Origin of the sequence: Shimia sp. (assembly GCF_039969785.1) — a bacterium.
Classification (GTDB): Bacteria; Pseudomonadota; Alphaproteobacteria; order Rhodobacterales; family Rhodobacteraceae; genus Shimia.
Map to the genome: position 1 here is coordinate 1 of NZ_JBDVNC010000003.1, position 26919 is coordinate 26919.

A 26919-nucleotide genomic window follows, 5' to 3' on the forward strand; every position below is an offset into this window, starting at 1 on the left:
AGTGACAGCATGCTTGGTGGCGACGGTGCGGATTTCCTTGATGGTGGTAGTTGGACTGATACGCTGGATGGCGGGTCGGGCAACGACACGCTGCTTGGGGGCACGGGCAGTGATCTCCTTCAGGGCGGTGCCGATGATGACGAGCTTCGTGGTTGGGGCGGTGGTGACACGCTGGACGGGGGCGCTGGTATTGATACCGCGAACTATGACAACACTGGTTCCGGTGTAAATGTCAGCCTTGATACGGGTATCGGATCGGGCGGCCAGGCAAACGGCGACACGCTCCTGAACGTTGAGAACCTGACAGGTGGGCTGGGCAATGACACGCTTGAAGGCGACAGCGGCGTAAACGCGCTGGTGGGCAATGACGGCAATGACAGTGTGTCGGGTCTGGATGGCAATGACACGCTGCGGGGCAACAATGGCGACGACACGCTGTTGGGGGGCCTGGGTGCGGATCAGTTGGTTGGTGGCGCCGGTGCGGACTCCCTCGATGGTGGTGGTTGGTCCGATGCGCTGACGGGCGGGTCGGGTGACGATACGCTGGATGGCGGTAGCGGCGGCGACCTTCTTGAGGGCCAGAGCGGCAACGACTGGTTCTTTGGCGGTACAGGTAATGACACGATCCAGGGCAGCATCGGCAGCGACACGCTCTATGGCCAAAGCGGCAACGATCTGTTGGATGGTGGCGGCTGGAGTGACAAACTTATTGGTGGGAGCGGCCGTGATACGCTGATCGGCGGCGGCGGCGATGACCGTCTCAATGGTCAGAGTGGCAATGACGTACTGATCTTTGCAGATGGCTTTGGAGATGACACCGTGTACGGATTCAGCGCCAATGATAACGAAAAGATCGACCTGTCTGGTGTTGCTGGGATCACGAACTTCGTTGATCTGATCGCCAGCCACCTGGCCAATGCCGGTGGTACGGCCCAGATCAACGACGGATCAGATTCCATCCGGTTGCAGGGCGTCGCCTTCAGTGACGTGGGCATTGGGCTGGCTTACTCGGAGGATGACTTTATCTTCTGATCCTGATCCGCACCTGTGAAAGATAAACAGCCCCGCCTTTGGCGGGGCTGTTCTTTTCCAGATGTTGCCCGTCCGACGACCTTGAAGCCCAAATTGAAGGCTTCGTCGATCACCGTAACCATCAACGTTACCACGAGAGCCTGAACAATGTTACGCCAGCCGATGTGTACTTTGGTTGTGACAAAGCCATTCCGGGTTCGACAACCGTGAACTCTGCCCGTACAGAACCATCTGAGCTATAGACACGTCCATCCACCTGGCTGAGATGCCAGGCCACGGTGGCCCAATTGCCGTTGGACAATCCCGTGACATCAAATGTGCTGCCGCTTGTGCCATCTGCCGTGGTTGGGAACAGGCGTCCTAGGCTGGTTGTGTAGGACATGAATACAGCCCCCTGAAAATATGGGCTTATGCGCCCGTGACAAAAATCAACATCGTATAGAGTATGACATATTTTGCAGGGCAAACCCGAAACCGGCAAGAAAAATTTCCATGCCGGTTTCGCGTGGGTCGGGTGTGCTGGATTTTAGGATGAGAGGTGTGGGCCGTGTTTCATCGCTGCCTCAGAGCGGTGATTTCACGAAGGCGGGTGTGTCTTTGCCCTTCTTCAGGAACATCGCTGCTGTGTCCATTGCCTCGCGGATGGTGACATCCATGTCGAGATAGCGATAGGTGCCAAGGCGGCCCACAAACGTCACGCCCGCGGTCTTTTCAGCCAATGCCACATACTCCGACAGCTGCGCCTTTTCCTTGACCTGGCGGATCGGGTAGTAGGGGATGTCTTCGGGTTCGCAGCTGCGACTGAATTCCTTGTAGCAGACCGAACCTTCATGTTCTTCCCAAGGCGAGAAATGCTTGTGTTCGGTGATGCGCGTATAAGGCACGTCACGATCGCCGTAATTCATCACCGCGCAGCCCTGGTAATCCCCCTGATAGGTGAATTTCTCGAAATCCAGCGTCCGATAGCCAAGGCGACCCAATTCGTAGCCGAAATAGCCATCCAGCGGGCCGGAATAGAAGACGTGGTCATAATCGGCGGCGCTGGTGGCATCGAACCAGGTTTCCAAATGCACGGTGATAGACGGGTGATCCAGAATAGCTTCGATCATGGGCGTGTAGCCATTTTCCGGCATACCCTGGAAGCGATGGAAGAAATAGTTGTCGTCATAGTTGAAGCGCACGGGCAAGCGCTTGAGGATCGAAGCGGGCAGTTCGGTTGGCGAACACCCCCATTGCTTGATCGTGTAGCCCTCAAAAAATGCCTTGTAGAGGTCAGGGCCGACAAATTTTTGCGCTTGTTCTTCGAAGGTCTGTGGCTCCTGGACCGAGCTGTCACCGATTCCGGCAATGAAATCGCGCGCCTCATCGGGGCGCATCGTCTTGCCGTAATACTGGTTGATCGTGTGCAGGTTGATAGGCAGCGAGAACACTTGGCCCTCGCTCGTGGTTTTCACCCGGTTCTTGTAAGGCATGAAGGTGGTGTAGGAATTGACGTAGTCCCAGACCTCTTCGTCATCGGTGTGAAAAATATGAGGCCCATAGACATGCACCATGACACCGGTTTCGGTGTCACGTTCGGTATGGCAATTGCCACCGATGTGGTCGCGCCCGTCGATGATGGTTATGGTGTGGCCCGCTTCGGCCAGCCGCCGCCCGATGACAGCGCCAGAAAGGCCGGCACCCACAAGAAGAATATTCAAACCAAATCGCCTTTCGATATCCAGTTTCTATGTAAATAGGCCTACAATGCACTTGGTGCTGACCTGCACCCCAAAGGAGCTCCTATAATGACGAGAGTCCGCGGATGCTGGCTTCATAGTTTCCTTCATTGTATTGGGCAAGCATGCAGGGCACATAGTTGTCAAATTATTTAGATGTACAGCATATCTTGACCAAGCTGGCGTATACAGGCGCATCTCAAGACGCTCTGCGCTGGTTGGGGCAGCCTGCGCAAATCAGTGGATTTTGATCCGAGAGCCGGTTTTATCCGATTGAGCTCACCCAGTGAGGAAAAGGCCCCTCCCCATCGGGTACTTTTTTGGGCACCTTTTTAGGCGTTGCCGTAGCTGCCGGATCTTGAGGGATATACGATGCAAGCTCGTGGGCAATGTCGTTCAGATCCTGAGGGACCGAACGGTATTTCGGACCGTTAGCCAAGTTGCGTTGTTCGTAAGGGTCAATGGTATGATCGTACAACTCTAGGCCGCCATTCCAATAGGTGACCAAGCGATGGGTTGCACTGCGTACACTGAATGCTAACAACAGTTCGCCATTCTCTGCGGGGGGTTTGACTCGCGGGAAACCGTAACAGGACACTACAGGTGGAAGGGCGGACGTTTCCATCTTCTGGAACAAGGGCCGCAGATCTTGACCATCGACAAAAGCCTGCGGGCGCGCCACGCCGAGTAATCCGAGCAGGGTCGGGCCAACGTCTACATTGGAAACGGGCGTTTCGATACGCATGGTCGGGATGTCGGGGCCGGCAAAGATCATGGGTGTCCGAAGCGACCGTTCCCAAAGCGAAAATTTGTGAAAGGTATTTTTTTCTCCAAACTGATACCCGTGGTCCGACCATAGGACAATATAGGTGGTTTCGGTGAGGCCTTCTGCCTCAAGATGATCCAGTACCGACCCGAGGACCCAGTCAGCGTAGCTTATGGAGGCGAGATAGGCGCGCAAAAAGCTGTTATATTGCTGGTTCTCATATAGTTTCTTGCCAAACATACCCGCGCCTACAATCCGGTTTCGTGGTTCTCTGGGCAAGCCTTCTATTTCGTTGGAAGAAAAAGGATCAAAGAGTCGCTCTTTAAGGGCAGGGGCGGGTTCTACGGTTTCAGGATAAAGGTCAAAAAACCGTTGTGGGGCAATGAAAGGTAAATGCGGGCGATAAATTCCAAGGCTCCACACTTGTCCACTGGCCCCCCGGGTCATCTTGTTTTTAAGGTGGGTTGCGTTTCGTTCATCGTATAACGGACCCTCTGAGAGAGCGGGGCCATAGTCTATCATGCCTGCTTTTATCTGGCCGGTCTGTTGCAGCACGCTTTGGCGGGTATAGGGATCGTTGGGTTCCCGAAAGTAGTTTGTCCATTCGGCATCATTCACACCGCCATAGAACATTTTTCCGGAGCCCCAGGTTGTGAACCCGGAGTCGCGTAACACACCAATCAGCGAGCGATCCTGCCCCGGTTTGAAGGCGTGGAACCATTGCTGTTTATTGGTATAAAGACCAGTTCTCCACGGCATGCGCCCAAACAGAACAGCCGCCCGTGCAGGGGCGCATGCCGGGGCCGCTGCGAAGGTATTGGGAAACAGTGCGCCACGCGCTGCCAGACGTGTAATGTTGGGGGTTTTGACCTGAGGATGTCCACCTAGAGGTTCAACATAATCATTCAAATCTTCGAGCGAAACAAAAAGCAAATTTGGTCGTTGATGCTGGGATGTGCCCATGTGTATTGTCCTGAAAGTCTTGGGTTGTCACCGTGTTCAGCACGGCACGGTGTTGATTTTCGTATGACATTGGAACGTTTTAAGATGTCCTATGGAAGATAAATATTAGAAAATCGCTTTATTGGTCTAGGCTTTATGAAGTGCGGAACAACTTTCGTAGCGATATCTCTGACAGGCCATCAAGATATTTACGTTCCATCCATGAGCTATGACTGAATCTGGTGTTTGGGTGGTTTGAAGGTTGGCGGCGTATCTGGTTGAATTGTTGTTGTGAGACAGCAGCCCAACCAAAGGAGATACACCACCATGGAAAAGACTAACATTGTTGATTTTGCGCGTCTAGACGGGACCACGGACGCGTTGACAGATTTACTGAGAACAGGGGCGCAGCAATTGATCGCGACAGCAGTTGAAGCTGAGCTTGCCGGTTATCTGGCACAATTTTCCGACTTGCGTACTGAGACGGGTCACGCTGCTGTCGTGTGTAATGGGCATCATCCGGCCCGGCCATTTCAAACCGGCATTTGCCCTGCGAGCGTACGTATTCCGAAGGTTCGGTCCATGGACGGCACACCGGTGACATTCCGGTCTGCCTTGGTGTCACCCTACGTGCGCAGAACCAAGACGTTGGAAGCAGCTTTGCCCTGGCTCTACCTCAAAGGGATTTCCAGTGGCGAAATGGGAGCGGCACTCAAGGTACTTCTGGGTCCTGATGCGGCGGGGTTGTCGACGAATACGGTCTCACGCCTTAAGCGCGATTGGGCCAAAGAATACGACTGCTGGAGAGACGCGGATCTGGACGACGAACCAATCGTCTATATCTGGGCTGACGGTGTTCACAGCGACCTTCGGGGCGAGAACGACAAGCTCTGCGCGCTTGTGATTATTGGCGTCACGGCTCGTGGCAAGAAGCGCTTTCTGGCCATCGAAGACGGGGTGCGCGAATCCACGCAGAGTTGGCGTGAGGTTCTGTTCAGCCTCAAAAGGGCTTTGTTGCACAAATCGGCTGAAGGGATTCATTGTATGAATCCAGCGTGATAGCTGAGGGGGATGAGCAGTTGGGCCCCTACGAAGTACCAGACCACGAATTGGTCGTCTTACAATGACAGCTTGAAGCGTCGCGAATCACTATCGATCTGGTTTGATCCGGATATGGTGTGGACCCCGCCGCCAAGCGGTAAACGCGGTGGACAACACCGCTTCAGTGACGCTGCAATCCAAGCCTGCCTGACCTTAAAGGTGCTGTTTGGAATGCCGCTTCGCCAAACAACTGGTTTTGTGGATAGCTTGCTAAAGCTAGTCGGACTGGACTGGGTCGCGCCTGATTTCAGCACACTTTGCCGTCGCCAAAAGACGTTGAACGTGAGCCTGCAGTATCGTGGTGGCACTGGCCCACTCAACCTTCTTATAGACAGCACGGGCATCAAGGCTGAGGGTGAAGGCGAATGGAACGCCCGCAAGCATGGCGCTCCAAAACACCGCATTTGGCGCAAGATATATATAGGTGTCGACGAAGAGACACTGGAGGTTCGGGCGGTCGAAGCTTCCAGGCGATGATGTAACGGCTGTAGTCGTCCAAGATCGTGCTCAGATAATACCAGCCCCGGCCAATGATCTTGAAGTAGGTGAAGTCGGTCTGCCCCTTGCCCGGCAGACCGACACACCCAGCGAAAACCTTGGACCTTTGACTTCGAGCTGCTCTGCAATGGCCCGGGCATCCGGAACGGATTGGGCCATCCCAGCGTGATCCTCAAGGAAGAACTTGGCACCAGGCGCACAGAATTTATACGTCAGATCGGCCTGTGTAATCGGCGGAGCAATACTCGGCCGCAGTAGCGGTGGCATTGCCTGCCTACGAAACGAGTCTTGCCCCTATGGACTAGATGCCCATGATACACTAACAATCAAACCAGATCACCTGACGGGACATGCCAGCACCTTGGGTTGCTGCCTCCGGCAGGAAGAAAATTTGAACAAAAATTATATGTGAAGCGGGATAAAACGATGAAAGCCAGAGGGCCGCATTTTCTGGGAATTGGCGCTCAAAAAGCGGGTACGACATGGCTGCACAATATGTTGTCCCAAAACAATGCGATATGGTTGCCGCCGATTAAAGAGCTCCACTATTTCGACGAAATCGAAGCGGATCCTAACCCAAAAAAGCCAAGTCCACACGCACGACGTGCTGCAAAAAAAGCGATCCTGCGTCATATCCGACATGCGGGCAAGGAATTGCACGTTCCGTACATTCACTACTTGTCCAAGCTTGGGACCATGCCAAAGAGTAATCAGTGGTATTATGAGGCGTTCAATTGGCCCCTAAGCGAGGGTAAATTATGTGGAGAACTCACGCCGGCATATTGCAGTTTATCTCTCGACAGCATTCGGACGATGCGCGCCGAGCTTGGCCTCATAAAGCTGATTTTTCTTATGAGGGATCCGGTCAGTCGGGCGAAATCACAGATGCGGATGTGGATAGAACGCCAAAAACGCAGCACAATGGACCTCTCGGATTGGGACCACTTTCTAGAATATCCTACATTGCTAGCACGCAGCAACTATCAGCACACCATACAATCTTATGAAGCTGTCTTCGGACCCGAGAACATTCTGTATCTCGCTTATGGGGAGATTTCGAGCGATCCTTATGCCTTGCTGGCCCGGGTTGAAAAATTTCTAGAAGTCCCCGCCGCAGAGTACCCCACCGCAAAGGAACGGGTACATGCATCCCACATGCAGGTGGAATTTCCGGACATTGTGGAACAGAAACTGTCAGAGATACTGGCCCCGCAATATGAATTTCTGCGGAAGAAGTTCCCTGATAGAATTCTCAGCAATATGTAGCGGAATTTCAGGTTACAATAGCGGGCTTTCAGGTTGAAGCGTCATCCGGGGCCACCAGTTTTTGCAATTCTTCAAGCGGCGTTGCTTCAAAATCGGAAGCAAAAAAATCGGCATGCGCGGCCATTTTTTTAGGGCTCCAATGCCACCAGCGCAGTTCATCAAGAAACTTCGCTTTTTCAGCGGAAAAACGGGGCCGGAGAGCTTTTGCCGGATTTCCAGCAACAATTGTGTACGCAGGAACGTCACGTGTCACAACTGAACATGCAGCAAGGACTGCTCCGTTTCCGATTGTAATGCCACTCAAAACCGTTACGCGATCTCCGATCCAAACGTTGTGACCAATTCGGACGGGCCCTTTTGAAGTATGTCCACTGTGACCAGTGATGCGTCTTTGCAGCATGACATTCAGATTGGGGAAAGTGGTCGAGTGATCCGAAGTGATTATGCGTAAATCTTCGCCAATCCCACAGTATTTCCCAATAGAACAAGCCCTGCCGCCCTTGATCTTTGGGGGCCCAGAGAAACCCGTGCCGTCACCCACTTCCAAGCGCGGGACCTTTACGACGCTTCCTTTCGGAAGAGCAGGGTGTCTAAACTGATCTTCTCGTTTTAGTCTATTCTTTTCCACGCCCTAATTATCCAGTCTGCCATGCTATTGGAACGTCCCCGACAAGGTCTTTGACTTGATCTGGTACATGTTGGACGCGAGCGCGGAAAGCAGCTTGAAGCACCTTAGACAATTCACGTTTAGGTGCGTTAACCCGATCTTTGTCCGACTTCGGCATGATGCGTGGATGGAATGGTACGTCAATAAATTTCAGGAGATCGTCGAAGAACAGTTCAGGCTTCTCCACCATGTCCTCAAAAAACATCACTTTGATCCGTTCTTTTCCAAATGCAGAAAAGGCATTTTTTAGAAGTGTCCCATATTCGACTTGTGCATTGACGCGGGGTGTGCGCAGCCAATTCAGTGTCACACTGTCGTCACTCACGTCGCTTGGGCGGAGTCGTGAGACGTGATTATATTGTGAAATTAGTCTCTTATATGGGTGCCTCATTGAAATAATAACGCGAGCGTCTGGTAGCATGCTAGCCATGCTCGCGAGATCATTCTTGTTTATCTCTACATAGGAGGGGCTGATTTCACCAACGGCGATCTGGCGCTTATTGGGTTTGAAAAGAGAATTATAAGCAGCCAAAGAGGTAGGCGTCGTATTTGAATACAAGTGCCAGTACTCTAAAATTTTAAGACTGTCCTCAATTTTCTTGTCGCCGTCCAACTCGCTCTGAATTTTCTTTACCGCCCGCAAAGCATAGCTCTTCTGCTTGGGCAGGGGGTGCTTCGAAAAATAATTTTCCCAAAAGCGCAACTCGCGTATTGGGGGCATATAAATTTGCGGATGCTTGGATAGGCGGTTTGTAATAAAAGTTGTGCCGCACTTCATAAACCCAAGCCCGATAAAAAATCTTTCCATAATAAATATGCTTTTTGTGCGTGCCCACATCAGGCGGTTCAATTTGGTTGTTAGTGCATCGTGAGTCTCTGGTCAATAGTGACAAAAATTCAAGAGTGGGTGGACGGCAACCCAGCGAGCAGTGTAGCTTACCAAGCTGTTTTGGAGGCTAACTGTTCCATCCCGGATGATCACATTTCTCCTCTGAGATAGGCCCTCTTGATGGCAAGATCGGTTCTGAGGGACGTCCGGGACGGGGACAAGACATGCTGATCCATCTTCACAAGCAAGCGACAACGACACAGAAGGTTCGGGCGGCCAACCAGGCGAGTGACGCGCCAGCATCGTCCCTGGCGGAGCAGTTTGGCGTGACCGGGCAGACCGTCTACAAGTGGAGACACCGCGACAGCGTCGAAGATCGCAGCCACCGCCGCACCGGCTTCAGACGACTTTGACGCCCGCTCAGGAGGCCGTCGCGGTGGCCTTGCGTCGGACGCTGCTGGTATCGCTGGATGACCTGCTGGCGGTGGTTCGAGAGTTCCTCACCCCACACGTCTCGCGCTCTGGCCTTGACCGCTGCCTGCGCCGACACGGGGTTGGCAACCTGCGCGATCTGAAGGCCAGGCACCTAAGCTGAAGCACAGCACCTTCAAGGCTTATGAGCCCGGCTACATCCACATCGACGTGAAATACCTACCGCAAATGGCCGATGAGACCTCGCGTCGCTATCTTTTTGTGGCGATCGACCGCGCCACCCGCTGGGTGTTCATCCGCATCTTCAAGGCAAAGACCGCGGCCAACGCCCGCCGCTTCCTGCGTGAACTGGAACGCGCTTGTCCGCTGCGCATCCGCACAATTCTCACTGACAACGGAAAGGAGTTCACTGATCGCCTGTTCGGTCTGCGCAAACGCGCGGCAACGGGTCAGCACGACTTCGACCAACTCTGTGCTGCGCTGGATATCGACCATCGCCGGACCCGGCCGTAGTCGCCACAGACCAACGGCATGGCCAAAAGGTTCAACGGTCGCATCGAGGAGGTGCTGCAAAGCCACCACTTCCGATCCGGCGAAGACTTGGAGACGACGTTGCATCGATATGTCTGGCTCTACAACCAGCAGCTTCCTCAAGCAGCCTTGGCGAGCAGAACGCCATTGCAAGCCATGAAAGACTGGCACAAACTCAAGCCGGAGTTGTTCAAGAAACAGCCATACTACCTGACGGGATGCGACAGCTAGGTGTTCGCCAAGAAAAACCGATAAAAAATTTAGGGTCAGGATTCATAACCAGAACATGACGACGGCGGCGAGTGCACATGCTGACAGGAACACTTTCGGGCATCTGTCATAGCGCGTTGCTACGCGTCTCCAATCCTTGAGGCGGGCGAAGCTATTCTCGATCTTGTGACGTTTGCGGTAGCGGGTTTCGTCGTGTGGGATCAAGGTTTTTCGGTTCTTCCGAGAGGGGATGCAGGGCGTAATCCCTCTTTCTTCAAGAGCTTCGCGATACCAATCTGCATCATAGCCACGTTCTGCCAGCATATGTTTGGCCGCTGGCAGACCATCCAATAGTGCCCATGCGCCGATGTAATCGCTGCGCTGCTCGGCGGTCAGAAACATCCGCAAGGGACGGCCTGCTGCGTCGGTCACAGTGTGCAGCTTGGAGTTCATCGCTCCCTTTGTGCGCCCTCCCTCTCGGGACATTTGCTCTGCAAATACCTTGTCGGGCAGCGATCAGGCGACCACGCCCCCCTTTTTCAGCCACAAGCTGGAAGCCGTGCGGTGCGTCTTGAGGTACGTCGCGTCGATCATGAGCGAATCGGTTTTGCCGCCCTGACCGGCCAGTTCAAAGAGCATCCTTGCGAAAATTCCTTTCTCGCTCCCTTTGCCCGACAACATATTCGTAGAATGTGTGAGAGGAGGCGTTTCCAACGGCTGTACAAGGTCTTGTGCGGACCATAATTCGCAGGTGCGTCACTCCACCGTAAGCCATTGCGATTGATGAAGATAATTCCAGACAAGACCCGCCTATCATCCACCCGAGGCTTTCCGTGCGACTTCGGAAAGAAAGGCGTGAGCTTGGCCATTTGCTCATCCGTAAGCCAATAAAGATCACTCATGTCACCGCTCCGTTTTGCGAGCCGTGACGCACATCAAAGAACGAACATCAATGCATCCTGACCCTAGGCTTCTAGTGTATTGGAGCGCCAATGCCAAAACGAGATCCGATAACCTGAAAAACATCAAAAACTGGTGGTCGCGCCAAATGTGGAGAAAGTAGCGGGCTACATCAGCCTAGCTTGCGCAGACAGTAATCGGGGCGGAAGCACGTGAAAGCTCTGTTTTTTTGAAGACAGGCTGGCAGATTAGACGGCCTTGTTATAGGGATGTGCACTGCGTTGGCTCTGGACCGTATATCGTAGTTACGAGCGGGATGGCAGCGCGTATGTTGAATGATAGTCACAACGCGATTGGTAAGACTTGATGAAGCCGACTCTTTTCCTGCACATTGGCACACACAAGACTGCCTCGACGGTTATCCAAGACGCGCTGGATAAGAATCGGGATGTCTTGCGTGCGGCCGGGCTGCTGTTTCCTGCGACCACCCGCGGCTTATTCCCCGAATTGCCCAAACATGACGAGTTGTTCCAAACCCTGGTCGATCCCGACCCAAGTGCCTTTGAGGCCGAATTCGCGGCCTTCATGAAAGAATATGAGGTCAGTGGTTGCAAGGATATGCTGCTCAGCGAAGAGGCCCTGTCCGAGCCGCGCCCTGAAGCCTATGAAAAGCTGCGCCGTTTTGAAAAACATTTCGAGATCCGCGTTATCTGTTACCTGCGCCGCCCGGATTTTTTCCTGGAATCGCTTTGGAACCAGCGCTGCAAAGAAGGGATCTGCAAGGTGCCGGTGGGGCCGTTTTCGCGTAGCCCTTTTAATCGCGAGCGGGTGTTCTATGACAATATCCTTGATTGGTGGAGCGGTTTTGCGAAGGTCGAGGTAATTAATTATGAGACTGTCAAGGACGGACAGATCCTGGACAGTTTTGCCGAGGTGATGGGCTACAGTTTTGCCGATGCCGGCAACCCGGTGCGTAATGCCAGCCCTTCGGCACAATGTGCGCTGTTGATGGCGGCCATGAACCGGCAGGGCATTCGGTTCGAACGCCGTCGCATGATTGCCGCCTTTGCCGGGGATCAGGGCAAATATGCTCTGGGTGGGCGGCTGCGCGCAGACCTTCTGAAAGATCTGGCACCGCATCTGGAGCGTCTGGAGCAGGGATATGGCGTGCGCTTTGACATGGAGATGCCCGATGAGCCCAAGATCCCGCTGACGCTTCTCAATCCGGATATCTGTGCCAAGGCCGTTGCAACCTTGTTGTGAAAGCGGGTACCTGACGCTTGCGCGGCGGCCTTCAATATGCCGGGGTGCTGCCCAGCCAAACCCTGTCCTGTAGCGTTTCGCTTTTAACCTGAAACGAAGCGTCTCATTTGGCGCGTTGAAATTTTGATTTGAGGCATCGTTGCGTGTTTCAGGTCTCATCGATAATGCAGTAACCGCTCGCAAAGACACCGTCGGCGGCCGCGCTGCCCATCGGTATGAGCAGCTCTCTGGCGGCTTGCGGGGGTCTGTTCCGGCTGAGTGCAGAATGACACCCTAAGGCTTTCTGCACCTGTATTACCCATGATTTTTTCTCTGTGGCCGTCCTTGCGGCGGCCATGGCTGTTTTGGGTCCTGATGGTGAGTGTGAATGTGGCAAGAAATAGGGTTGATTACTTCGCATGCCGGAGTGGGCGCGCGCCCAGTTTTCAGCCGGCCGTTAAAGCCTTCCGCCACCTATATTCACCGGTGAGTATGATGTGGGCCCACCCGAGTGGCGAGATGTGCGCCAAGAGCTCAGGTTGGCCGTCGAGCCCGGCGCGGCGTCGCGCTGCCACGGCCTGTCCGAGATGCTTGGTGTTCCAATAAATGATGATGGCCGCGAGCAGGTTGAGACCCGCCATGCGATAGTGCTGCCCTTCGGCGGTGCGATCCCGGATTTCACCCTGACGCCCGATGCGCTTCGCCCTTGTTAAGTCCCACCTGCGCCCGGCGCTGCATGTTGGCATCGAGCAGCCACTCGATGATGAAAAGGGTGCGCTCGACGCGACCAATTTCGCGGAGTGCCACGGCCAACTCGTGCTGGCGGGGATAAGCCGCAAACTTCTTGAGCAGCTGACTGGGGGCGATAACGCCTGTCGTCATGGTGGCCACGGAGCGCAGGACATCTGGCCAATTTTGAACGATGACACCTTCGCGGATCTTACCGCCGATCAAACCGCGCAACTCATTCGGCGCGCTCGCGGGGTCGAAGGCATAGAGCCGCGTCGATGGCAGATCGCGGATGCGCGGTATGAACAGGAAGGGATTCTGTCAAAAAAGTGCTGCACACTCAGGGGAGAAGGCGTCGTATACCGCTCCTGCGCTCTCAAGGGTAAGTGAATCGTCGGGATAAAGCGCGATGTTTTTGGCAGTTTTCTTGAAGGTCGCGGCTTCGTCCCCTTCGTAAGCCGGTATCTCGATGTCAAAACAGAGATCTGCCCCCGTCTGGCGGGTGTCTCGCAATTCATGCATACGCCGAGGCTAGTCCGCTCTCTTCCGTATAACTGGTGTCGTTCTGGATGGTGGGACCCATTGCACGCCTTCAGGGGAGTAGCTGCCAGAGGCCCCGCGCTGGGTCTTCGCCGACGATGCGGTCGAAGCCTACACGCGAAGCGCCATCGGTGACCAGCCAGGTGCCACCCACCGGGCGCAGCAGGATATGGCCCTCGCGACCACACAGGTAGATCAGCCAATCGGCCATCCGGTCGGTGTGATCAAGGTCCGGGTCAAGAGAGCAAAGGCGCGCGCGGCCCTGATCGGCAGAGAGGCCATATTTCAGGGCGGCCTGGTTCGTGATACGCCAACTGCCATCCGGCTTGGCCTGTAAGCTCCATTTGACACCTGCCAGTCCAGGATCAGTGACGATGTCGACCTCCGAGGAATACTGGTTGCCGTCAAGGTAAACCGGGCCGCTTTCATGCTGCAGAGAAAAGCGTACGGCCTGCATTTCGGGGACGATTTGGGTGCCGCCTGGCAGGCTCATGCCCGGGGCAAAGCGGCGCAGGGCGCGCGGATCAGACGCAGCGCTCATGTGTCCGCCTTTGTTTGTGGTGCAGGCTGAGGAGCCTCTTGCGGAGCGATCCCAAAGAGTGTTCGCGGCGCGGCGTGGCGGGTCAGTTCCTCGCGCCAGAACTCGGCACCTGCCACCTCTTGCATCCGGGCCGCGTAATGTGCGCGCAGATCGTCGAACCCGTCCTGGAAGCGCGCCAGCTCCCGGGCTAGGGCGGCGGTAGCCGTCACGGTTTCGGAGAGAATTGCGGCCTCTTGGGGATCATAGACCCGATAGCGGTCCGTATGCGGATTATGCAGTAAGACGCGGGCGACGGTGTCCTGCTTGGGCCCGCCCGGGTAGAGAAAAGACGTCTCGACAGCACTTTCACCCCGGCGTGCGGCGCTGGCGCGGATATCGGCGCGCACCTCGTCGGGGACATAATCGAAGGCCCCGTCATAGGTTCTGAATTCTCCCAACCGAGTGACATAGTGCTGGGCAAATTCATGTTCGAGCAGCAGATGGTCGTTCAGGTCCCTGAGGACATCGGCATAAAGCCGCAGCCCCGGTGCATCACTGATCGCAGCATGTGCCAAGAGGCGCTGCTTGAAGAAGCGAACAAAGCTGGTCTGGACCTCGGCCCCATAGCGCATATTGATGATCACCCCATGGGCGATGGACATGTATTCCTGCCCGTAGGAATGGGCAGGTTCATGCCAGGCCCAGAGGTTAGGGTTAGAGAGGCATTTGCCCCCTGCCGCCCCGTGACGCAGACTGTATTCAATGTCATCGCCGCGCAGGAAAAAGGCGGATGGATAGCCGAGCGCGCGGAAGCGGGCATGAGAGAGCCCGAAGAAGATGAAGGTGCTGTACTCTGGATAATGCAACCCAGTTAGCTTGTCTGCCTGATCCGGGTCGTCCATGCGCCCGCCGTGGCGCAACAGGCGCGGGGCAATGGCCGTGCGCGCACCGGTGCGATCCGCGTCCAGGAACCGCCCCCAGAAGGCGCCGTCTTCCCAGATCTTGCGCGGGGCGCTCTTCATGCTGACGGGCAAGGTGAAGATGACATCATCGGTGCGGAACAGCGTTGTCGCCCAATGACGGCGCAGACTTTCCAGCGATATCTGCAGATCGTCATCCAGAAGCAGCAATTCGTCAATGTCCTGCTCGCTCTTTTTGAGGGCATCTTCAAGTAGCAGCAGGGACTGGCTCATGTTGCCACCGCCCCCCATATTGGCCCCGCTCAGCACATGCACGTGCAGGTGGTCAAAACCGGCCAGCGCGCTATAGCTGTCCTCATCCACATCCCCCGTCGTGTCCAGCACCAAGAAGAAGATGTTGCGCAGGGCGCGCCTATATCCAGCGCTCAGATGGCTTTGCGCATCAAAGCGCGTGAGTAGCTCGATGATATCGTTGGTACGTCCGAAAGTGCGCATGATCACCACCATGCGTCCGCCCACATCGCGCGGGGCGTTCAGGCTGAGCGCCATGTCATGTAGTACACAGTCATCCCCCAGCGCTTCGAGTTCCCAGGAGAGGCGCGCCTGTTTGTCCAGATCATGCTCGATGTCGATATGGCAGCAGGCCGCGGGCAGCGTGTCATGTTCGGGGCGGTTGTTTTCGACAAGCCCTGTGTCAAGCTCTTCGGGGGTTTCCCCGGGAGTATGCGTGTGCAGGCGGTAGGCAAAGGCGCCCGAGACACTGAAATGCAGCCCAATCTGGCGGGCCGCGCTGTGATTGCGTAACGTGGCAGGAAACAGCATGTTGCGCAGGGCCGCGCTCGAGAGGCTCTGGCCTCGCAGGAAGGGGGTATCCGCCTCGGCGCCGGGGACCAGATGATCGACCAGATCGGTGTTGAAAAACAGATCCGCCAAGCGGGAATGCGATCTTGCGGGGCGGTCCAGGCCAAAGGCGGCAATATCTTCACCAACCGTGATGGGCAGCGTTTGTTCGGCCCAGGCGCGCAGATCCGAAGAAAGATGAGTTATGGCGCTATGCATTGTCGTCCTGTCAAAAATCGGTGTTTTGCAGTCACATCTCCCGAGGACCCCCTGCAGGCCCCCTGCGATGTCCTTGGGTTGAGTATCATCAGGGGTTTGAGAATGGCAACCTGAGAAAGATTAGACAAGGCTGTGCGTAAAGGATACGCAATCGGGGCCGGACATCGGGTTTTACAGAAAGGCTGTGATAATTCGCGTTGGATTCCTCGCAAAAGATCGGCTAGGACTGTCTCAGCATTTGTCACCTTACGCTACACCCACAGGTGACGCCGGATTTATAGAGACGATTTAAAATATAGGGCATTAGCCACATGGCGACCATCAGGCTCTACCTCGGGGCACACAAGACGGCCACAACCCACCTGCAAGGTATCTTAATGGCGAATCGACCCCAGCTGCTTGAGCAGGGGGTGGCGCTTTCGGCGCCGCAGGACATTCGCAAAGAATGGTTGCCCAACCTGTTCACGGCACAAAAGGCCCTGCTTACCACAGGGGCAATTCCCGACGAGATTGCCACCCCGCTCCGGGATTTGCAGCCCGAAAGCAGCGACTGGATACTGACCGAAGAGAACATCATCGGCATTCCTTACGAACTGTCGCGCATTTCTGGCATCTATCCGATGGCAGGCAAGCGCATGGCAACGCTCAAGGCGCTGTTTCCCGAAGCGCGATTCGAGTTTTATTTCTCGGTCCGTTCTTATGACAGTTTTTACCGCTCGATGTATTCCGAGGTGGTGCGCAACCGCGGCTTCATGACGTTTGAGGAATTTTACGACCCGGAACGCTTTGCGAGCAATTCATGGGTACTGATGCTTGCCGAGATCACGCGTCATATTCCGGCTGAGAATATTGTCCTGTGGAAATTCGAGGATTTCCGCAAGGTACAATCCCAGGCCCTGACGCGCCTCAGCGGATGCGATGATGTGGAGGCTATGACCGCGCGCTATGCGCCCGAGACAACCCGCCCGTCGCTGTCGCAGAAAACTCTGGATGTCCTGGGCGATCTGGCCCCGGCCATCGGCGCCCCCGAAGCGCTGCGGCTGACCGAGCGGATCAACCGCCACTATGCGGTGGCCGATGGCCATGCGCCGTTGAATGTCTTTGACGAGGCCACGACGGCCCGGCTTAAGGCGCAATATGAGGCGGACATAGCGCAAATTCATGAAACTTATCCGTCAATTACGTTTCTTTAATCTGGGCTGTCCGAATACTGAAAGATGATCACATGACCAAAACGTGCCTTTTGCATATTGGGAAAACAGGCGGGACCTACCTGAAGTCAGTAATTGCACATAACCAAGAAAATTTGCCGAATGATGTAGAGATTCTATCTCACTATGATACAATCTTTTCCACGGTAAAGAAGTTTGGCCGGGCGCGCAAAATTGGCTTTGTTTTCCGAGAGCCCGAGAAACGCTTTATCTCTGGCTTTCAAAGCAGAATTCGCCAAGGGCGCCCAACTTATAATAGCCCATGGACTGCAGAAGAAGGGGTTGCGTTTCATTGGTTTGCTACACCAAATGATCTTGCGGAGGCGTTAGGGTCAAAAGATGAGCGCATGAAGTCAGCAGCAATTTTCGCCATGCATAACATCCGTCACATAAAATTTGGATATAAACATTTCCTTGGTGGCAAAGCGCGTCTCGCGAGAGAGGTCGAAAAAGGAAAGATGCAACTTTGTGTCGAATTGGAAAACGTGGATGAAAATTTGCCTGAGATCATGCAAAGTATTGGATTTAAGAAATTCTCGCTCCCCAAAAAGCCTGTGCGCCACAACGTCAGACTCGCTCAAGTTACCCAACTTTCAGAAATAGGCAGAGCGAATCTTCATTCATATTGGGCCGAAGAATTTGAAATATATGAGTTTTGCAAACAGATAGCAACTATCCACGCCCAACCTAATCTTTAATATAGATACTTAGAAATCATCGTTCTCTTACAATGGAGGGCGGTAATTATAGCATCTAAGAAATGGAGCACACAAATGAAATTAGACTATAAAAACAAGCTGGTATTTCTACACACTTCCGAAGTTGCTTCGATACGCTGGGATAAAACTTTTGAAACCGACCCGTCTACAGGTGCGGTGAATCTGCCCTGTTCAAGCTAAATAAAACCCATGCAAGCACTAGCTCAGAACCTCGTCGAAATTTTTGCCACCGAGGCCCATGATTACGGGCGCATTCATGATGTGGTCGAAGCCGGGTTCCTGGCCTCGCAGGAAGGCTGTAGCGTTGGCTACAACGTCAAACCCGGCTCGGTTTATACCATTGACCTTCAAGGCGAGACTTTTGTCTTAGATCGTCCGCTTAAAATTCGCAAAGCTCAGCTCATCCATATCCGCAATGGCACGCTTGTGGCCGGGCCGACTTTCCCTAAAGGCGAGTTTCTGATCGATGTGTTCAATGGCACAGGTCTGGTGTTCCAGAACCTTTTCTTGGAATGCAGTAAACGTGCCAATGGCATCACGCTTGCAGATTTCTTCCGCGTGCGGATCGAGGATTGCCACATCATCCACCAGCGCGACTATGGCATCTATTCCGCGCCACAGGGCAACAATCACGAGCTGGAAGTGATGAAGTGCCATATCTCGGAATACCTTTATTGGGATGGGCATCCGGGCAAGGCCTCAAGCTATGGCATCATCCCGCCATTTGACGTGGATGAAAATCGCCAATCCGTCGGGGTGTATTTGGGCCAGGCCGACAACGTGGTAGCAGATTGCAACATCAACCTGTGTCGCACCGGCATCTATTGTGGGATGCGGGCTAACCGCATCCAAGGCAACCACATCACCGGAGGGGGCAGTCTAGACCTTGATATTTTCAAGGGTATCGAGCTGGATAACTTTCACAAATCTTCGGCCATCATCAATAACAACTACATTGATAACTGCACGCTTTGGATCAATTGCGACGATCATCCCCGCCTGAACCAGCGCAACTACCTGCATGTGACCTCGAACCTGTTTTATCGGGGCTACAACCATCCCAGCGACGGGCGCACTTATAGCCATATCGTGGTAAACCCACTCAAGCCGGGGTCGTTCTTGGGCAATGTGCATGTGACAAATAATCTGTTTTACAATCAGGATGAAAATCTGGAAGCTATCAAACCGCGTGTTCTGGAACCGATCCGCGTACACAGCCGCACCGATTCCGAAACCGGGGAACATCTCGACCTCAACCATGCAGGAATTTTGAACTTCCGGATGGAATCCAACCAGTTTACCAACCGCTTCCCTACATTTGTCAAACCTATGGGCACCACGGTGACCAAACGGGTTGAAGCCACGCCAGATAAGCACCTTTACACGGTGCCTTTCAAACGAGAAATCCCAGTGGGTATCCTGCGTGATGCAGAGGCGCGGATAAGCACCATGTCCGACGGTCAAGCGGCCCAACCCATTGTCCGCCGGCTTTTGCCCCACGCGGTCGAAGTGGAACTGCCCGAACCTTTTGCCGGAACGATTTCGGTCACGGCCAGCGCGATTAGCGAGCCGGTCGGGCGGTTCTCCTACATTGTAAAGTGAGCTGGGATGTGTTGTTTTTTGTGCCACCAGTAACCGCTCGGGTATGCGCATGCACTTTTCGTGGACTGGGAGAACTAAACTGATAGGCACTAAAATATGAGCACTCCTTTTGTCATCTGGACGATGCGGCGCACCGGCGGCACAACCCTGACAGACCTGTTGATGACGCTTTCGGAATATCCCAAAGTCGAGCATGAACCCTTTAACGAAGACCGGATCTTCGGGCCTATCTCGATTGAGTGGTACGCACACAAGGAACCTGCCCGCACCGTAGGCGCGCTGGAAACGGCGGTGCGCGCGCATCCGCTGATCAAGCATTGTTTTGAAATCCACGGACTCCGCTTTAACAACTTGTTGCTCAGGAACTTGAACCGGCTTGGCTATCGCCAGATCATTCTCAGACGGGAAGACGAGGTGGCGCGCATCCTGTCGCTACAGCTGGCCGAGGCCACCGGGGTCTGGGGCAAGATGGGGTCGGAGCGTGGTTATGCCTATTTCCGCGAAGAGGGGGCTCCAGAACTACGTTTTGATATAGCTGCCGCGCAAGCGCATCTGGAGCATTGCTTCAAACGCTGGACATGGCTGGAGCAGAAGATGCTGGACGTTGGCATCACGCCTTTCCAACTGCGCTTTGAAGATCTCTACGGGGATCTTGAGCGGGGTAAAGAGACGGTGCGCAAGGTGTTTGACCATATCGACATCCCGCCGGACAGCTTTGAGGAGCATAAACAAACCATCGAGAACGCGCTGCGCTACAAAGGCCAAAATTCGGGCAGTGTGATGTCGCTGGTCAAAAACATCGACGAAGCGCAGGCCCGCTTGCAAAATCGCCTTGATATACTGAACGCCCGCCCAGCATCGTGACACTCATAACTTCAACGCTGCCCCGGTGGCATAAACATCATATTTAACCGATATTTTTCGTGTCATTGGACACCAGGAGTTAAGATGAACGCCTTATTGCGCCGTAATATCGCCCCATCATTTTCGTTCAGGATCGATTGTCCCGAGCAAACCGCCCAGCTTGCCTTGCGTGGGGAAGCGTTCGATTTCGAGCTGACCTTTTTCAAACAACATCTACGCTTTAGCCTGGGCGAGACACACGCGGCGCATGATCGCCAGTTTGAAGTCGGATTGGTGCCGGCGGCGTCATACGAAGAGTATCACCTGTCCTTTGAGCGCAACGTGGCCGGCGTGGCGCTTCTGGTGCTGAGACGACACAATACGCTTTTGTTTTCGCTGGAATGTTCCTTTGGGTTCGATCGCAGTTTTACGCTTGAAACCAACAATGTGACATTGACGTGGATGCAGCGGCGCGAGAACGTATTCTCTGGGTTGGTCTCTGCGCCGGACAATCGCAACAACCTGGTTCTGGTCCATGCCGCAGAGGGATATAGACGCAGTATTTGCGGGGCGCTGGAAGAAAACATGCCCTATACCACACATGTGCGCATTCTGGTGGAGACGGATGAAGACGAAGATGCGTTACAGGGCCCGACTATCCCACGAGACGGGCTCATTGAGCACATCCGGACCCGTTTCGGCAGCGCCATCGCCAATGTCTCGTTGGTGGCGATCACCAATCCCGAAAGCATGGACCCTGACGAGATTGCCTCAGTCATCAACCAATGTGCGGTGAGTACAACTCAGATGTTCCTGGGTGGGGTGGTTCAGAAGATGCCCGTCGAGGAGCTCTCTGGGCTGAGTGACACATCGGTCCCGCAACTGGTAAGCAATCATACTACACAGCCGGTGATCGCCTTTGCCGCAGACAGCTGGAGCGAGACCGTGCCGGAAAACCTGCGCGGCGGGTTTCAGCGCTATGTGCCCGAAACGCTCAAGACGATCCGCCCCGGGATGAGTGCGCGTGCCGCCTTGCCCCGTTACCGGATCGATAGTGCCCTGTGGGCGGTCAACCGGTTTTGGTTCTTGGACAAATGGATCGCCCCTGCCGAGGGATCCTTCAACATATCCTGGGTTCTGCAAACGGTGTTTGCCCGGAACGGAGCGCATCCCTCGGACGTGCTCAACCTGCTACGCTCAACCTGTGAGAGGTGCAAGGCCGAAAACATCCGGGTCCTTGGGTGCCAGCTGATCGGGGCGGAAAAACCGACCTATCTGCTGATAGATGTAACCCTGATGGAGCTGGCCTGTGATGCCAGCTATGCGCGCAGCCGCCGCCCACTGGAAACCTATTTAGCTGCAATCGACTACAAGGCATGTGTGACTCAGACAATTGAGACCGACACCATGCAGATCACTCTGCTACACATGAAAAGGGAGCATGGGAGTACAGAGGACGCGGCACTTGCAGAGCTTCTGGAGGCGACACGTGAAGCACTTGAGGCCAGCACCGAGAACAGTGTGGTTTCCCAACCTGCGGAAAGCTATCTCACAGCCGTGCATGATGCAGTATCTGTTGCCTCCCTGATCAACGCTGTTGCGACGGATCAGGCCAGCGACGTGGCCCCTGAAACCTTGTTGCGGTTCCTGAAAACACACCCGCAATTGACAGTGTTATTGCTGCGGCATGTGTTGATGCTTGCACCGCCCAGCAAGATCAGCGGATACATGGCCGCGTTTGGATCGTCGGAACTCAATCTGAGTGAAGAAGATGAAAAAGACCTTCTGAAACTGTTGATCGAAACCCGGTTGTTCCCGGTGTCGGACGAGAAACTGTGGACCAACCTGCCCGAGCAGCCTTATGGTGATCGTCGCTGGGCGGCGTTGCAATTACTGGAACAGCTGCCCACCGCAGATTACAAGGCGCGGGCCCCCGGTGTGCTGAAACAGCTTGACCTCGCCGAAGAAGATCTGACCTTCAACCAGGTGCTGGCGCTTCTCAAGGAAGGCAATCTGGAACTGGCCGTGGCGCGGGGTTGCGAGGCGGTTCTGCGGGGCAAGCTGCGCCCCGAGAATGAACGCGATATGTTGGCGATTGCTTTGCTGGCCGAGGACTTTAACACTGCTAAGGCCATCGAGGACGCGCTGGCCGAGCCACTTTCGGAGCTGGACATTGCTTATCGCGATGGGGTTGTGGCTGCACGCAAAGGCAAGTTTTCGACCAAGAAGCGCCAGCGCTGTACCAAAGACATTCTGGCGCTGGACGAGGAATTCGTCGATCTGCGCATACGCGGGCGTAAATACGAAACCATCGCGGAATTTGCTTCCGAGCCTGATCCCGAGCGGGACGTGATCTGTGTGATCACAGCCAAAAACGAGGAATCCCGCCTGCGCGAAACTCTGGCTCATCACCATGCCATCGGGCTGCGCCACTTTATCCTGATCGATAACATGTCCAGCGATGGGACGCTGGACATCGCGCGCGACTATGGCGCCAAGATCATCCAGACTGCTGAATCTTACAAGGAAAGCCGTTATGGCATGGCTTGGGTGAACGATGTGCTGGACGCGTATTGCACGGGGTTCTGGTCCCTCGTGGTGGATGCGGACGAGATGTTTATCTTCCCCGAGGCGGAAACCCGCTCGATCCAGGACTTCACCGCCATGCTGGACGCAGAAGGCTACGATGCCTTTGGCTGTGCCTTACTCGATATGTACCCGGAGGCGCCGATCAGCAGCTTCAAGGACGTGCCGCGCGGGGAACTGAGATCACTCTATCGCTATTTCGACGGCCAGAACGCTGCCTTCTGGCCACGCTTGCGCAGTCCGCTTCTAGGGCTGTCGGGCGGGGTGCGTGACCGTGCATTCCGCATGGGACGCTTTGCCCACCTGGCCCCGATCGCGCAGACCAAAACACCACTTGTGAAATGGGCGGCGGGAATGAAATACCTCACCTCGACCCATGACATCACACCGGTGCGCTCGCCGGTCTTCTTCGGGGCGCTGGAGCATTACAAGTACACGCCCGACTTTGTGGAGCGCGCCAAGCGCGAGGTGATCCGCAAGGAACATTGGGGCGGGGGATCGGAATATACAGCCTATGCCACGGTGCTTGAGGCGGACCCCGACATGTCCTTTATCGACGCGCGCTTCAGCCACGAACGTGAAAAATCCACCCAACTGATCCAGACGGTTTGCCCGTTCCCCTGGCCCGAGGAGATGTTGTAGGCGGCAGACAGAAAGGGATCTGATGCCGGAGGGGGCAGAATTCTACGTTAAGGAATGATTTGACGCTCTGTTCGTTGCAACGTTCTGTGGACGGTTGGTCTTGAGAGCGCGAAGGGTTTAACCAGAGCGTTGATGGAATGGTCACCAGTGGCATGTAGGCGTGCCCGTTCTGTTGTTTTCAAGAGCGTTTTGGCTGTTTTTCGGTGGAGTTTCCCTTCTGCTCGAACGATCGCCATTCCCTTCCTTGTGCGCATTCTGATCAGATCGGCCTCGAATCCGGCGAAGGTGGCCCAGATAGCGGCGTAAAAAGATGCCTTGCCAAGAGCCTGCTACACGTTGGCATTCCCAGGATAGTGACATTAAAAAATTCTCAACGGTGTCTCAAAATGCTTTAATGTAAATCCAGACGGAAATCGGACAGGGTCACCGTGGTTGCATCCGTGTTGTTGAAATACAGCGCCACAACAAAACGGTCGTTTTCGATCTCGTCCATCGGCAGGGCGTTGAAGGCCAATTCGGTGGTGATAATCTTGTATTGCTGGCCGATCTTGTATTCGTGGAAGGTAAAGCAATCAAATCCACGCCCCCGATCCAAAAGCCCGCCATAACCTACGGCCAGCTTGGTTTTGCGTCCGGCCCGCGCCGAAACAACAAAACTGGCAGCTTCATGGTCTTTGAGCGCTTCGAGGGGCAGGTGCATTTCAAGAGCCATCCACTCGAAGGATTTCTGCAGGATGTCGACTTCGAGCCCATAGCCCAGTTCCGGCTCAAACAGCGCTTCGGCATTCACAGTCTGACGAAAGACAACCTGATCCTCCAGCGGAATGTGGCAGTTGTTCAGAAAGATCTCTCCCGACGGACCAATCAGCTCAAAATCAGAACAGTCGGACACACTGTTGAGCACATTGAAAGCTATTGGACGAAACCGGATCGCAGGTGACATATTAAGAAAATCCTCAAAATTGAAGCGGTTTGAACGTGCATCAAAGCCAGTGAGATGCGCAAGCCTTACTTAGAGGGCGTGTCGTTTTTTTGTCATCTGTGCCATAGGATAAATGAGCAGTGCGGCGCGATGTCGCGTAGGAGAGTTCCCGGGGTGTTGGGGGATGATGTATATCATAGGGTTTCGCCATTTATTTAACATAATATATATTATAAGAGATGTATTTGTGTAGCCGCAAAGCTAAGATGCCGCCCCCTGACACCCTGTCAAAAGGCAATCTCGGGCCTGCGCCTCAAAGCCGCATTTGGGAAATAGGTCTTTTATTCAGCACACCACCCGTTGCCCTGCCCCTGCAGGATCAGTAAGAGAAAAGCATCATCGCCCGTATTCCTTTGTTTATTCAGAAACTGCAGAGACAAAACCATTGAAACTCATCTGTCACATTGGGACCCCAAAGACCGCCTCAACATTTCTGCAAAATACATGCGCTGCCAACCTCGATTGGCTTCGGAACCGTGGTGTGATCTATCCTGATCTGCTGTCCCCGGATGCAAACCACATTACCCTGTTTTATGCGAATGCCATGCACCTGCACGATTTCGTTGTTGATTACGGCCTCACGTCACTAGACGACATTACGCGCTTTCGCGACCAGCTTTCGAATGTAATAGCAAAGCAAGTGCGCAATGCTCCGAAAGGCGCGCATACGATGCTGATGTCGTCTGAAAACCTGACGGGCAATCTCGTGTCCCCGGTCGGCGTGACCAGGCTGCAGGAGCTTCTGGCCCCGCATTTTGATGAAATTGAAATTCTAGTCTATGTGCGCCGCCAGGACGACGCAATCCTCAGCATGTATGGTGAATTCATGCGCCGCGGCTTTAGCGGTCGCCCGTTCGAGCTTTATCTCAACAAGGCGCTAGGCCCTCAAAGCCAAACCCCATATCTCTATTACCGCCGCACGCTTACAAAGTGGATCGATGCCTTTGGACGAGATGCCATCACCGTGCGCAAATTTGATCGCAGCAACCTGATCGGGGGCGATATCCTGACCGACTTCATGACACAGGTTCTTGGGCTCGACGAGGCTCCCGACCTCTCTGGCCTAGTGCGCTCGGAAGATGACAATGTCGGCCTCTCTGCACCGGTCATGGAGTTTCTGCGCCAAATGTATCCGACTTTTTCCAGTCGTAAGGATGACGAATACAACCCGTTGCGCGACTTTGTCGAACCGATCATAGCGACCTTGCCTTCAAGTCCACGTCCCCGCATGTCCTCTGCGCAATCCCAGCGCATCATGACCACGTTCAATCCCGCCAATACCTGGCTCAAGGAGACCTTTTTCCCTGAAGTTGAAGAACCGCTCTTTCCACCGCGGGACGAAACCGACGCATTCGGCAACCTTGGCCACATAACTTTGGAAGAATTTGCTGAACTGGCCGGGAAGTTTATCCGATGAAACAAACTTTGTGGATCCACCCGGGTATCCAGCGAACGGCCACCACGTCCATCCAGGAATTCTTCTTCGAAAATTTCCAGGTCCTGCAGTCACGGGGCATTCTCTATCCATTCAAAAGCCGACGACATTTCACGTTCATGAACCGCCTTCTGGACGGGAAGCTGGATGTCGATGCTGCTGCACGGGACCTGATCCGGCGGGCCAACGAGAAGCCCGATCCGATCCACACGATTGTTCTGAGCGATGAATCCGTATCGTTACGTCGCACCCGGGACCTAGCCCGGCTGGCGCGGTTGCGGGATCATTTCGACGTCAAGATCATGGTGCTCCTTCGTCGCCAGGACCTGTGGCTGGAAAGTTGGTATTTCCAGAACGTCAAATGGCAATGGAACCCCGCGCTCAGCCATTGCACACTGGACGAGTTTCTCGCGCAAAGGCACAGCTTTCACTGGCTTCACTACGACAAATACATCAAGCGGTTCGAAAAACTGTTCGGGACCGAAAACGTCGAAGTGGCCGTGTTTGAACGCGACCAGATGCCCGGTGGACCAGTGCAAAGCTTCTGCAGGCAGATCGGGTTGCTCAACCTCGAGGGGCTGATCGAACCCAAACATACCAATGCCAGCCTTAGCCCAGCCATGTCCGAACTGATCCGCCAATTGCCCGTGGACGAGGGGCTGGGCGATGAAACACGCCATATCCTGACCAAAGTCATCCAAACTGTCGATAACACTCTGCCCGAAGCCTTGTCAGGGGGTGGCAAACTGATCCTGCCCCATGACACCAGGCGCGAGATCATGAATGAATATGCGCACGGCAATCAGACCCTCGCTCAACAGCGGTTCGGGCGTGACGAACTGTTCCATGATCCGTTACCCAATGAAACTACGCCAATTGCAAAATTAGCGCTGCCCGAAGACGGCGTCACCTTGATGCAGCATTTTTTCGTGCCCATCCTGAGCGATCTCATCCGCTCTGGCGCCATCCAAAGACCCGGAAAAAAAGGATAAAAGAC

Annotated in this window: 18 protein-coding genes and 6 pseudogenes; 13 read left to right on the forward strand and 11 right to left on the reverse strand. The window is 54.5% G+C overall.

All coding sequences use genetic code 11. The features are described 5' to 3' along the window. Nucleotides 1-1032 (forward strand): calcium-binding protein (locus tag ABJI08_RS00140; protein WP_348399797.1); only part of this gene is annotated, 1032 nt, incomplete at its 5' end. Between the two features lie 127 nt (nt 1033-1159). Here the strand turns inward: ABJI08_RS00140 and ABJI08_RS00145 are convergent. The 3 genes from ABJI08_RS00145 to ABJI08_RS00155 form a co-directional block, all read right to left on the reverse strand. After that, nucleotides 1160-1414, reverse strand: a complete 255-nt coding sequence (locus ABJI08_RS00145) for a hypothetical protein (protein ID WP_348399840.1) — start codon at nt 1412-1414, stop codon at nt 1160-1162. A 181-nt stretch (nt 1415-1595) separates the two neighbouring features. Further along, entirely contained in the window at nt 1596-2732 is a 1137-nt protein-coding gene (glf, locus tag ABJI08_RS00150; RefSeq protein WP_348399798.1) for a UDP-galactopyranose mutase, read from the reverse strand. A 283-nt stretch (nt 2733-3015) separates the two neighbouring features. After that, entirely contained in the window at nt 3016-4479 is a 1464-nt protein-coding gene (locus ABJI08_RS00155; RefSeq protein WP_348399799.1) for a sulfatase-like hydrolase/transferase, read from the reverse strand. Nucleotides 4480-4785: 306 nt separating this feature from the next. On the opposite strand from ABJI08_RS00155, the pseudogene ABJI08_RS00160 reads away from it, so the two are divergent. Further along, nucleotides 4786-5463 (forward strand): annotated as a pseudogene (locus ABJI08_RS00160) (transposase); the annotation flags it as partial. Nucleotides 5464-5529: 66 nt separating this feature from the next. Further along, nucleotides 5530-6021, forward strand: a pseudogene (locus tag ABJI08_RS00165) (IS5 family transposase); the annotation flags it as partial. Here ABJI08_RS00165 and ABJI08_RS00170 read toward each other — a convergent pair. Next, nucleotides 6020-6118: pseudogene (locus ABJI08_RS00170) on the reverse strand (DDE-type integrase/transposase/recombinase); the annotation flags it as partial. The pseudogenes ABJI08_RS00165 and ABJI08_RS00170 sit on opposite strands and share 2 nt — an antisense overlap. A 365-nt stretch (nt 6119-6483) precedes the next feature. Here ABJI08_RS00170 and ABJI08_RS00175 point away from each other — a divergent pair. Next, complete coding sequence (locus ABJI08_RS00175; protein WP_348399800.1) at nt 6484-7323, forward strand: sulfotransferase; 840 nt, start codon at nt 6484-6486, stop codon at nt 7321-7323. 28 nt (nt 7324-7351) lie between these two features. On the opposite strand, the gene ABJI08_RS00180 is transcribed toward ABJI08_RS00175, so the two are convergent. Both ABJI08_RS00180 and ABJI08_RS00185 read right to left on the reverse strand, forming a co-directional pair. Next, entirely contained in the window at nt 7352-7951 is a 600-nt protein-coding gene (locus tag ABJI08_RS00180) for a CatB-related O-acetyltransferase (RefSeq protein ID WP_348399801.1), read from the reverse strand. 7 nt (nt 7952-7958) lie between these two features. Next, nucleotides 7959-8840: a sulfotransferase gene (locus tag ABJI08_RS00185; RefSeq protein WP_348399802.1), complete on the reverse strand. Its 882-nt coding sequence runs from the start codon at nt 8838-8840 to the stop codon at nt 7959-7961. A 203-nt stretch (nt 8841-9043) separates the two neighbouring features. Between ABJI08_RS00185 and ABJI08_RS00190 the strand changes: the two are divergent. Continuing rightward, nucleotides 9044-10013: pseudogene (locus ABJI08_RS00190) on the forward strand (IS481 family transposase). 42 nt (nt 10014-10055) lie between these two features. Here ABJI08_RS00190 and ABJI08_RS00195 read toward each other — a convergent pair. Beyond that, nucleotides 10056-10894: pseudogene (locus ABJI08_RS00195) on the reverse strand (IS5 family transposase). Between the two features lie 364 nt (nt 10895-11258). Here ABJI08_RS00195 and ABJI08_RS00200 point away from each other — a divergent pair. Continuing rightward, a complete protein-coding gene (locus ABJI08_RS00200) occupies nt 11259-12155 on the forward strand; it encodes a hypothetical protein (protein WP_348399803.1) in 897 nt (298 codons plus the stop codon). Nucleotides 12156-12668: 513 nt separating this feature from the next. On the opposite strand, the pseudogene ABJI08_RS00205 reads toward ABJI08_RS00200, so the two are convergent. From ABJI08_RS00205 to ABJI08_RS00215, 3 genes and pseudogenes are all read right to left on the reverse strand, one after another. Further along, nucleotides 12669-13172: pseudogene (locus ABJI08_RS00205) on the reverse strand (Tn3 family transposase). A 283-nt stretch (nt 13173-13455) separates the two neighbouring features. Continuing rightward, nucleotides 13456-13944, reverse strand: a complete 489-nt coding sequence (locus ABJI08_RS00210; protein WP_348399804.1) for a hypothetical protein — start codon at nt 13942-13944, stop codon at nt 13456-13458. After that, nucleotides 13941-15902, reverse strand: a complete 1962-nt coding sequence (locus ABJI08_RS00215; protein ID WP_348399805.1) for a hypothetical protein — start codon at nt 15900-15902, stop codon at nt 13941-13943. The genes ABJI08_RS00210 and ABJI08_RS00215 overlap by 4 nt, the downstream gene beginning before the upstream one ends. A gap of 377 nt (nt 15903-16279) precedes the next feature. On the opposite strand from ABJI08_RS00215, the gene ABJI08_RS00220 reads away from it, so the two are divergent. The 5 genes from ABJI08_RS00220 (at nt 16280) to ABJI08_RS00240 (ending at nt 23505) form a co-directional block, all read left to right on the forward strand. Then, the gene (locus ABJI08_RS00220) at nt 16280-17095 is read left to right on the forward strand and encodes a hypothetical protein (RefSeq protein ID WP_348399806.1); all 816 of its coding nucleotides are present in this window, start codon (nt 16280-16282) and stop codon (nt 17093-17095) included. Nucleotides 17096-17127: 32 nt separating this feature from the next. After that, a complete protein-coding gene (locus tag ABJI08_RS00225) occupies nt 17128-17811 on the forward strand; it encodes a sulfotransferase family 2 domain-containing protein (RefSeq protein ID WP_348399807.1) in 684 nt (227 codons plus the stop codon). A 210-nt stretch (nt 17812-18021) separates the two neighbouring features. Then, on the forward strand, nt 18022-19434 hold the full coding sequence (locus ABJI08_RS00230; protein ID WP_348399808.1) for a right-handed parallel beta-helix repeat-containing protein: 1413 nt from the start codon (nt 18022-18024) through the stop codon (nt 19432-19434). Between the two features lie 96 nt (nt 19435-19530). Continuing rightward, nucleotides 19531-20298 carry a hypothetical protein gene (locus ABJI08_RS00235; RefSeq protein WP_348399809.1) on the forward strand — a complete coding sequence of 256 codons (768 nt, stop codon included), beginning with the start codon at nt 19531-19533 and terminating at the stop codon, nt 20296-20298. Between the two features lie 84 nt (nt 20299-20382). Next, nucleotides 20383-23505, forward strand: a complete 3123-nt coding sequence (locus ABJI08_RS00240; RefSeq protein ID WP_348399810.1) for a glycosyltransferase family 2 protein — start codon at nt 20383-20385, stop codon at nt 23503-23505. 391 nt (nt 23506-23896) lie between these two features. Here the strand turns inward: ABJI08_RS00240 and ABJI08_RS00245 are convergent, their stop codons facing one another. Continuing rightward, nucleotides 23897-24448 carry a hypothetical protein gene (locus ABJI08_RS00245; RefSeq protein WP_348399811.1) on the reverse strand — a complete coding sequence of 184 codons (552 nt, stop codon included), beginning with the start codon at nt 24446-24448 and terminating at the stop codon, nt 23897-23899. A 520-nt stretch (nt 24449-24968) separates the two neighbouring features. On the opposite strand from ABJI08_RS00245, the gene ABJI08_RS00250 reads away from it, so the two are divergent. Both ABJI08_RS00250 and ABJI08_RS00255 read left to right on the forward strand, forming a co-directional pair. Then, nucleotides 24969-25904 (forward strand): hypothetical protein, encoded by a 936-nt coding sequence (locus tag ABJI08_RS00250; RefSeq protein ID WP_348399812.1) that lies wholly within the window; start codon nt 24969-24971, stop codon nt 25902-25904. A 137-nt stretch (nt 25905-26041) separates the two neighbouring features. Beyond that, nucleotides 26042-26914, forward strand: coding sequence for a hypothetical protein (locus tag ABJI08_RS00255; protein WP_348399813.1), 873 nt, complete (start codon nt 26042-26044; stop codon nt 26912-26914). The last annotated feature ends 5 nt before the right edge of the window (nt 26915-26919 follow it).

Excerpts from the sequence above, each read along its gene's own strand:
- ABJI08_RS00155 (WP_348399799.1), bottom strand. The coding sequence starts at position 4,479 with ATGGGCACATCCCAGCATCAACGACCAAATTTGCTTTTTGTTTCGCTC.
- ABJI08_RS00225 (WP_348399807.1), top strand. The coding sequence starts at position 17,128 with ATGACCAAAACGTGCCTTTTGCATATTGGGAAAACAGGCGGGACCTAC.
- ABJI08_RS00145 (WP_348399840.1), bottom strand. The coding sequence starts at position 1,414 with ATGTCCTACACAACCAGCCTAGGACGCCTGTTCCCAACCACGGCAGAT.
- ABJI08_RS00210 (WP_348399804.1), bottom strand. The coding sequence starts at position 13,944 with ATGAGCGCTGCGTCTGATCCGCGCGCCCTGCGCCGCTTTGCCCCGGGC.
- ABJI08_RS00235 (WP_348399809.1), top strand. The coding sequence starts at position 19,531 with ATGAGCACTCCTTTTGTCATCTGGACGATGCGGCGCACCGGCGGCACA.
- ABJI08_RS00200 (WP_348399803.1), top strand. The coding sequence starts at position 11,259 with ATGAAGCCGACTCTTTTCCTGCACATTGGCACACACAAGACTGCCTCG.
- ABJI08_RS00240 (WP_348399810.1), top strand. The coding sequence starts at position 20,383 with ATGAACGCCTTATTGCGCCGTAATATCGCCCCATCATTTTCGTTCAGG.
- ABJI08_RS00175 (WP_348399800.1), top strand. The coding sequence starts at position 6,484 with ATGAAAGCCAGAGGGCCGCATTTTCTGGGAATTGGCGCTCAAAAAGCG.
- ABJI08_RS00220 (WP_348399806.1), top strand. The coding sequence starts at position 16,280 with ATGGCGAATCGACCCCAGCTGCTTGAGCAGGGGGTGGCGCTTTCGGCG.
- ABJI08_RS00215 (WP_348399805.1), bottom strand. The coding sequence starts at position 15,902 with ATGCATAGCGCCATAACTCATCTTTCTTCGGATCTGCGCGCCTGGGCC.
- ABJI08_RS00230 (WP_348399808.1), top strand. The coding sequence starts at position 18,022 with ATGCAAGCACTAGCTCAGAACCTCGTCGAAATTTTTGCCACCGAGGCC.
- ABJI08_RS00255 (WP_348399813.1), top strand. The coding sequence starts at position 26,042 with ATGAACCGCCTTCTGGACGGGAAGCTGGATGTCGATGCTGCTGCACGG.
- ABJI08_RS00245 (WP_348399811.1), bottom strand. The coding sequence starts at position 24,448 with ATGTCACCTGCGATCCGGTTTCGTCCAATAGCTTTCAATGTGCTCAAC.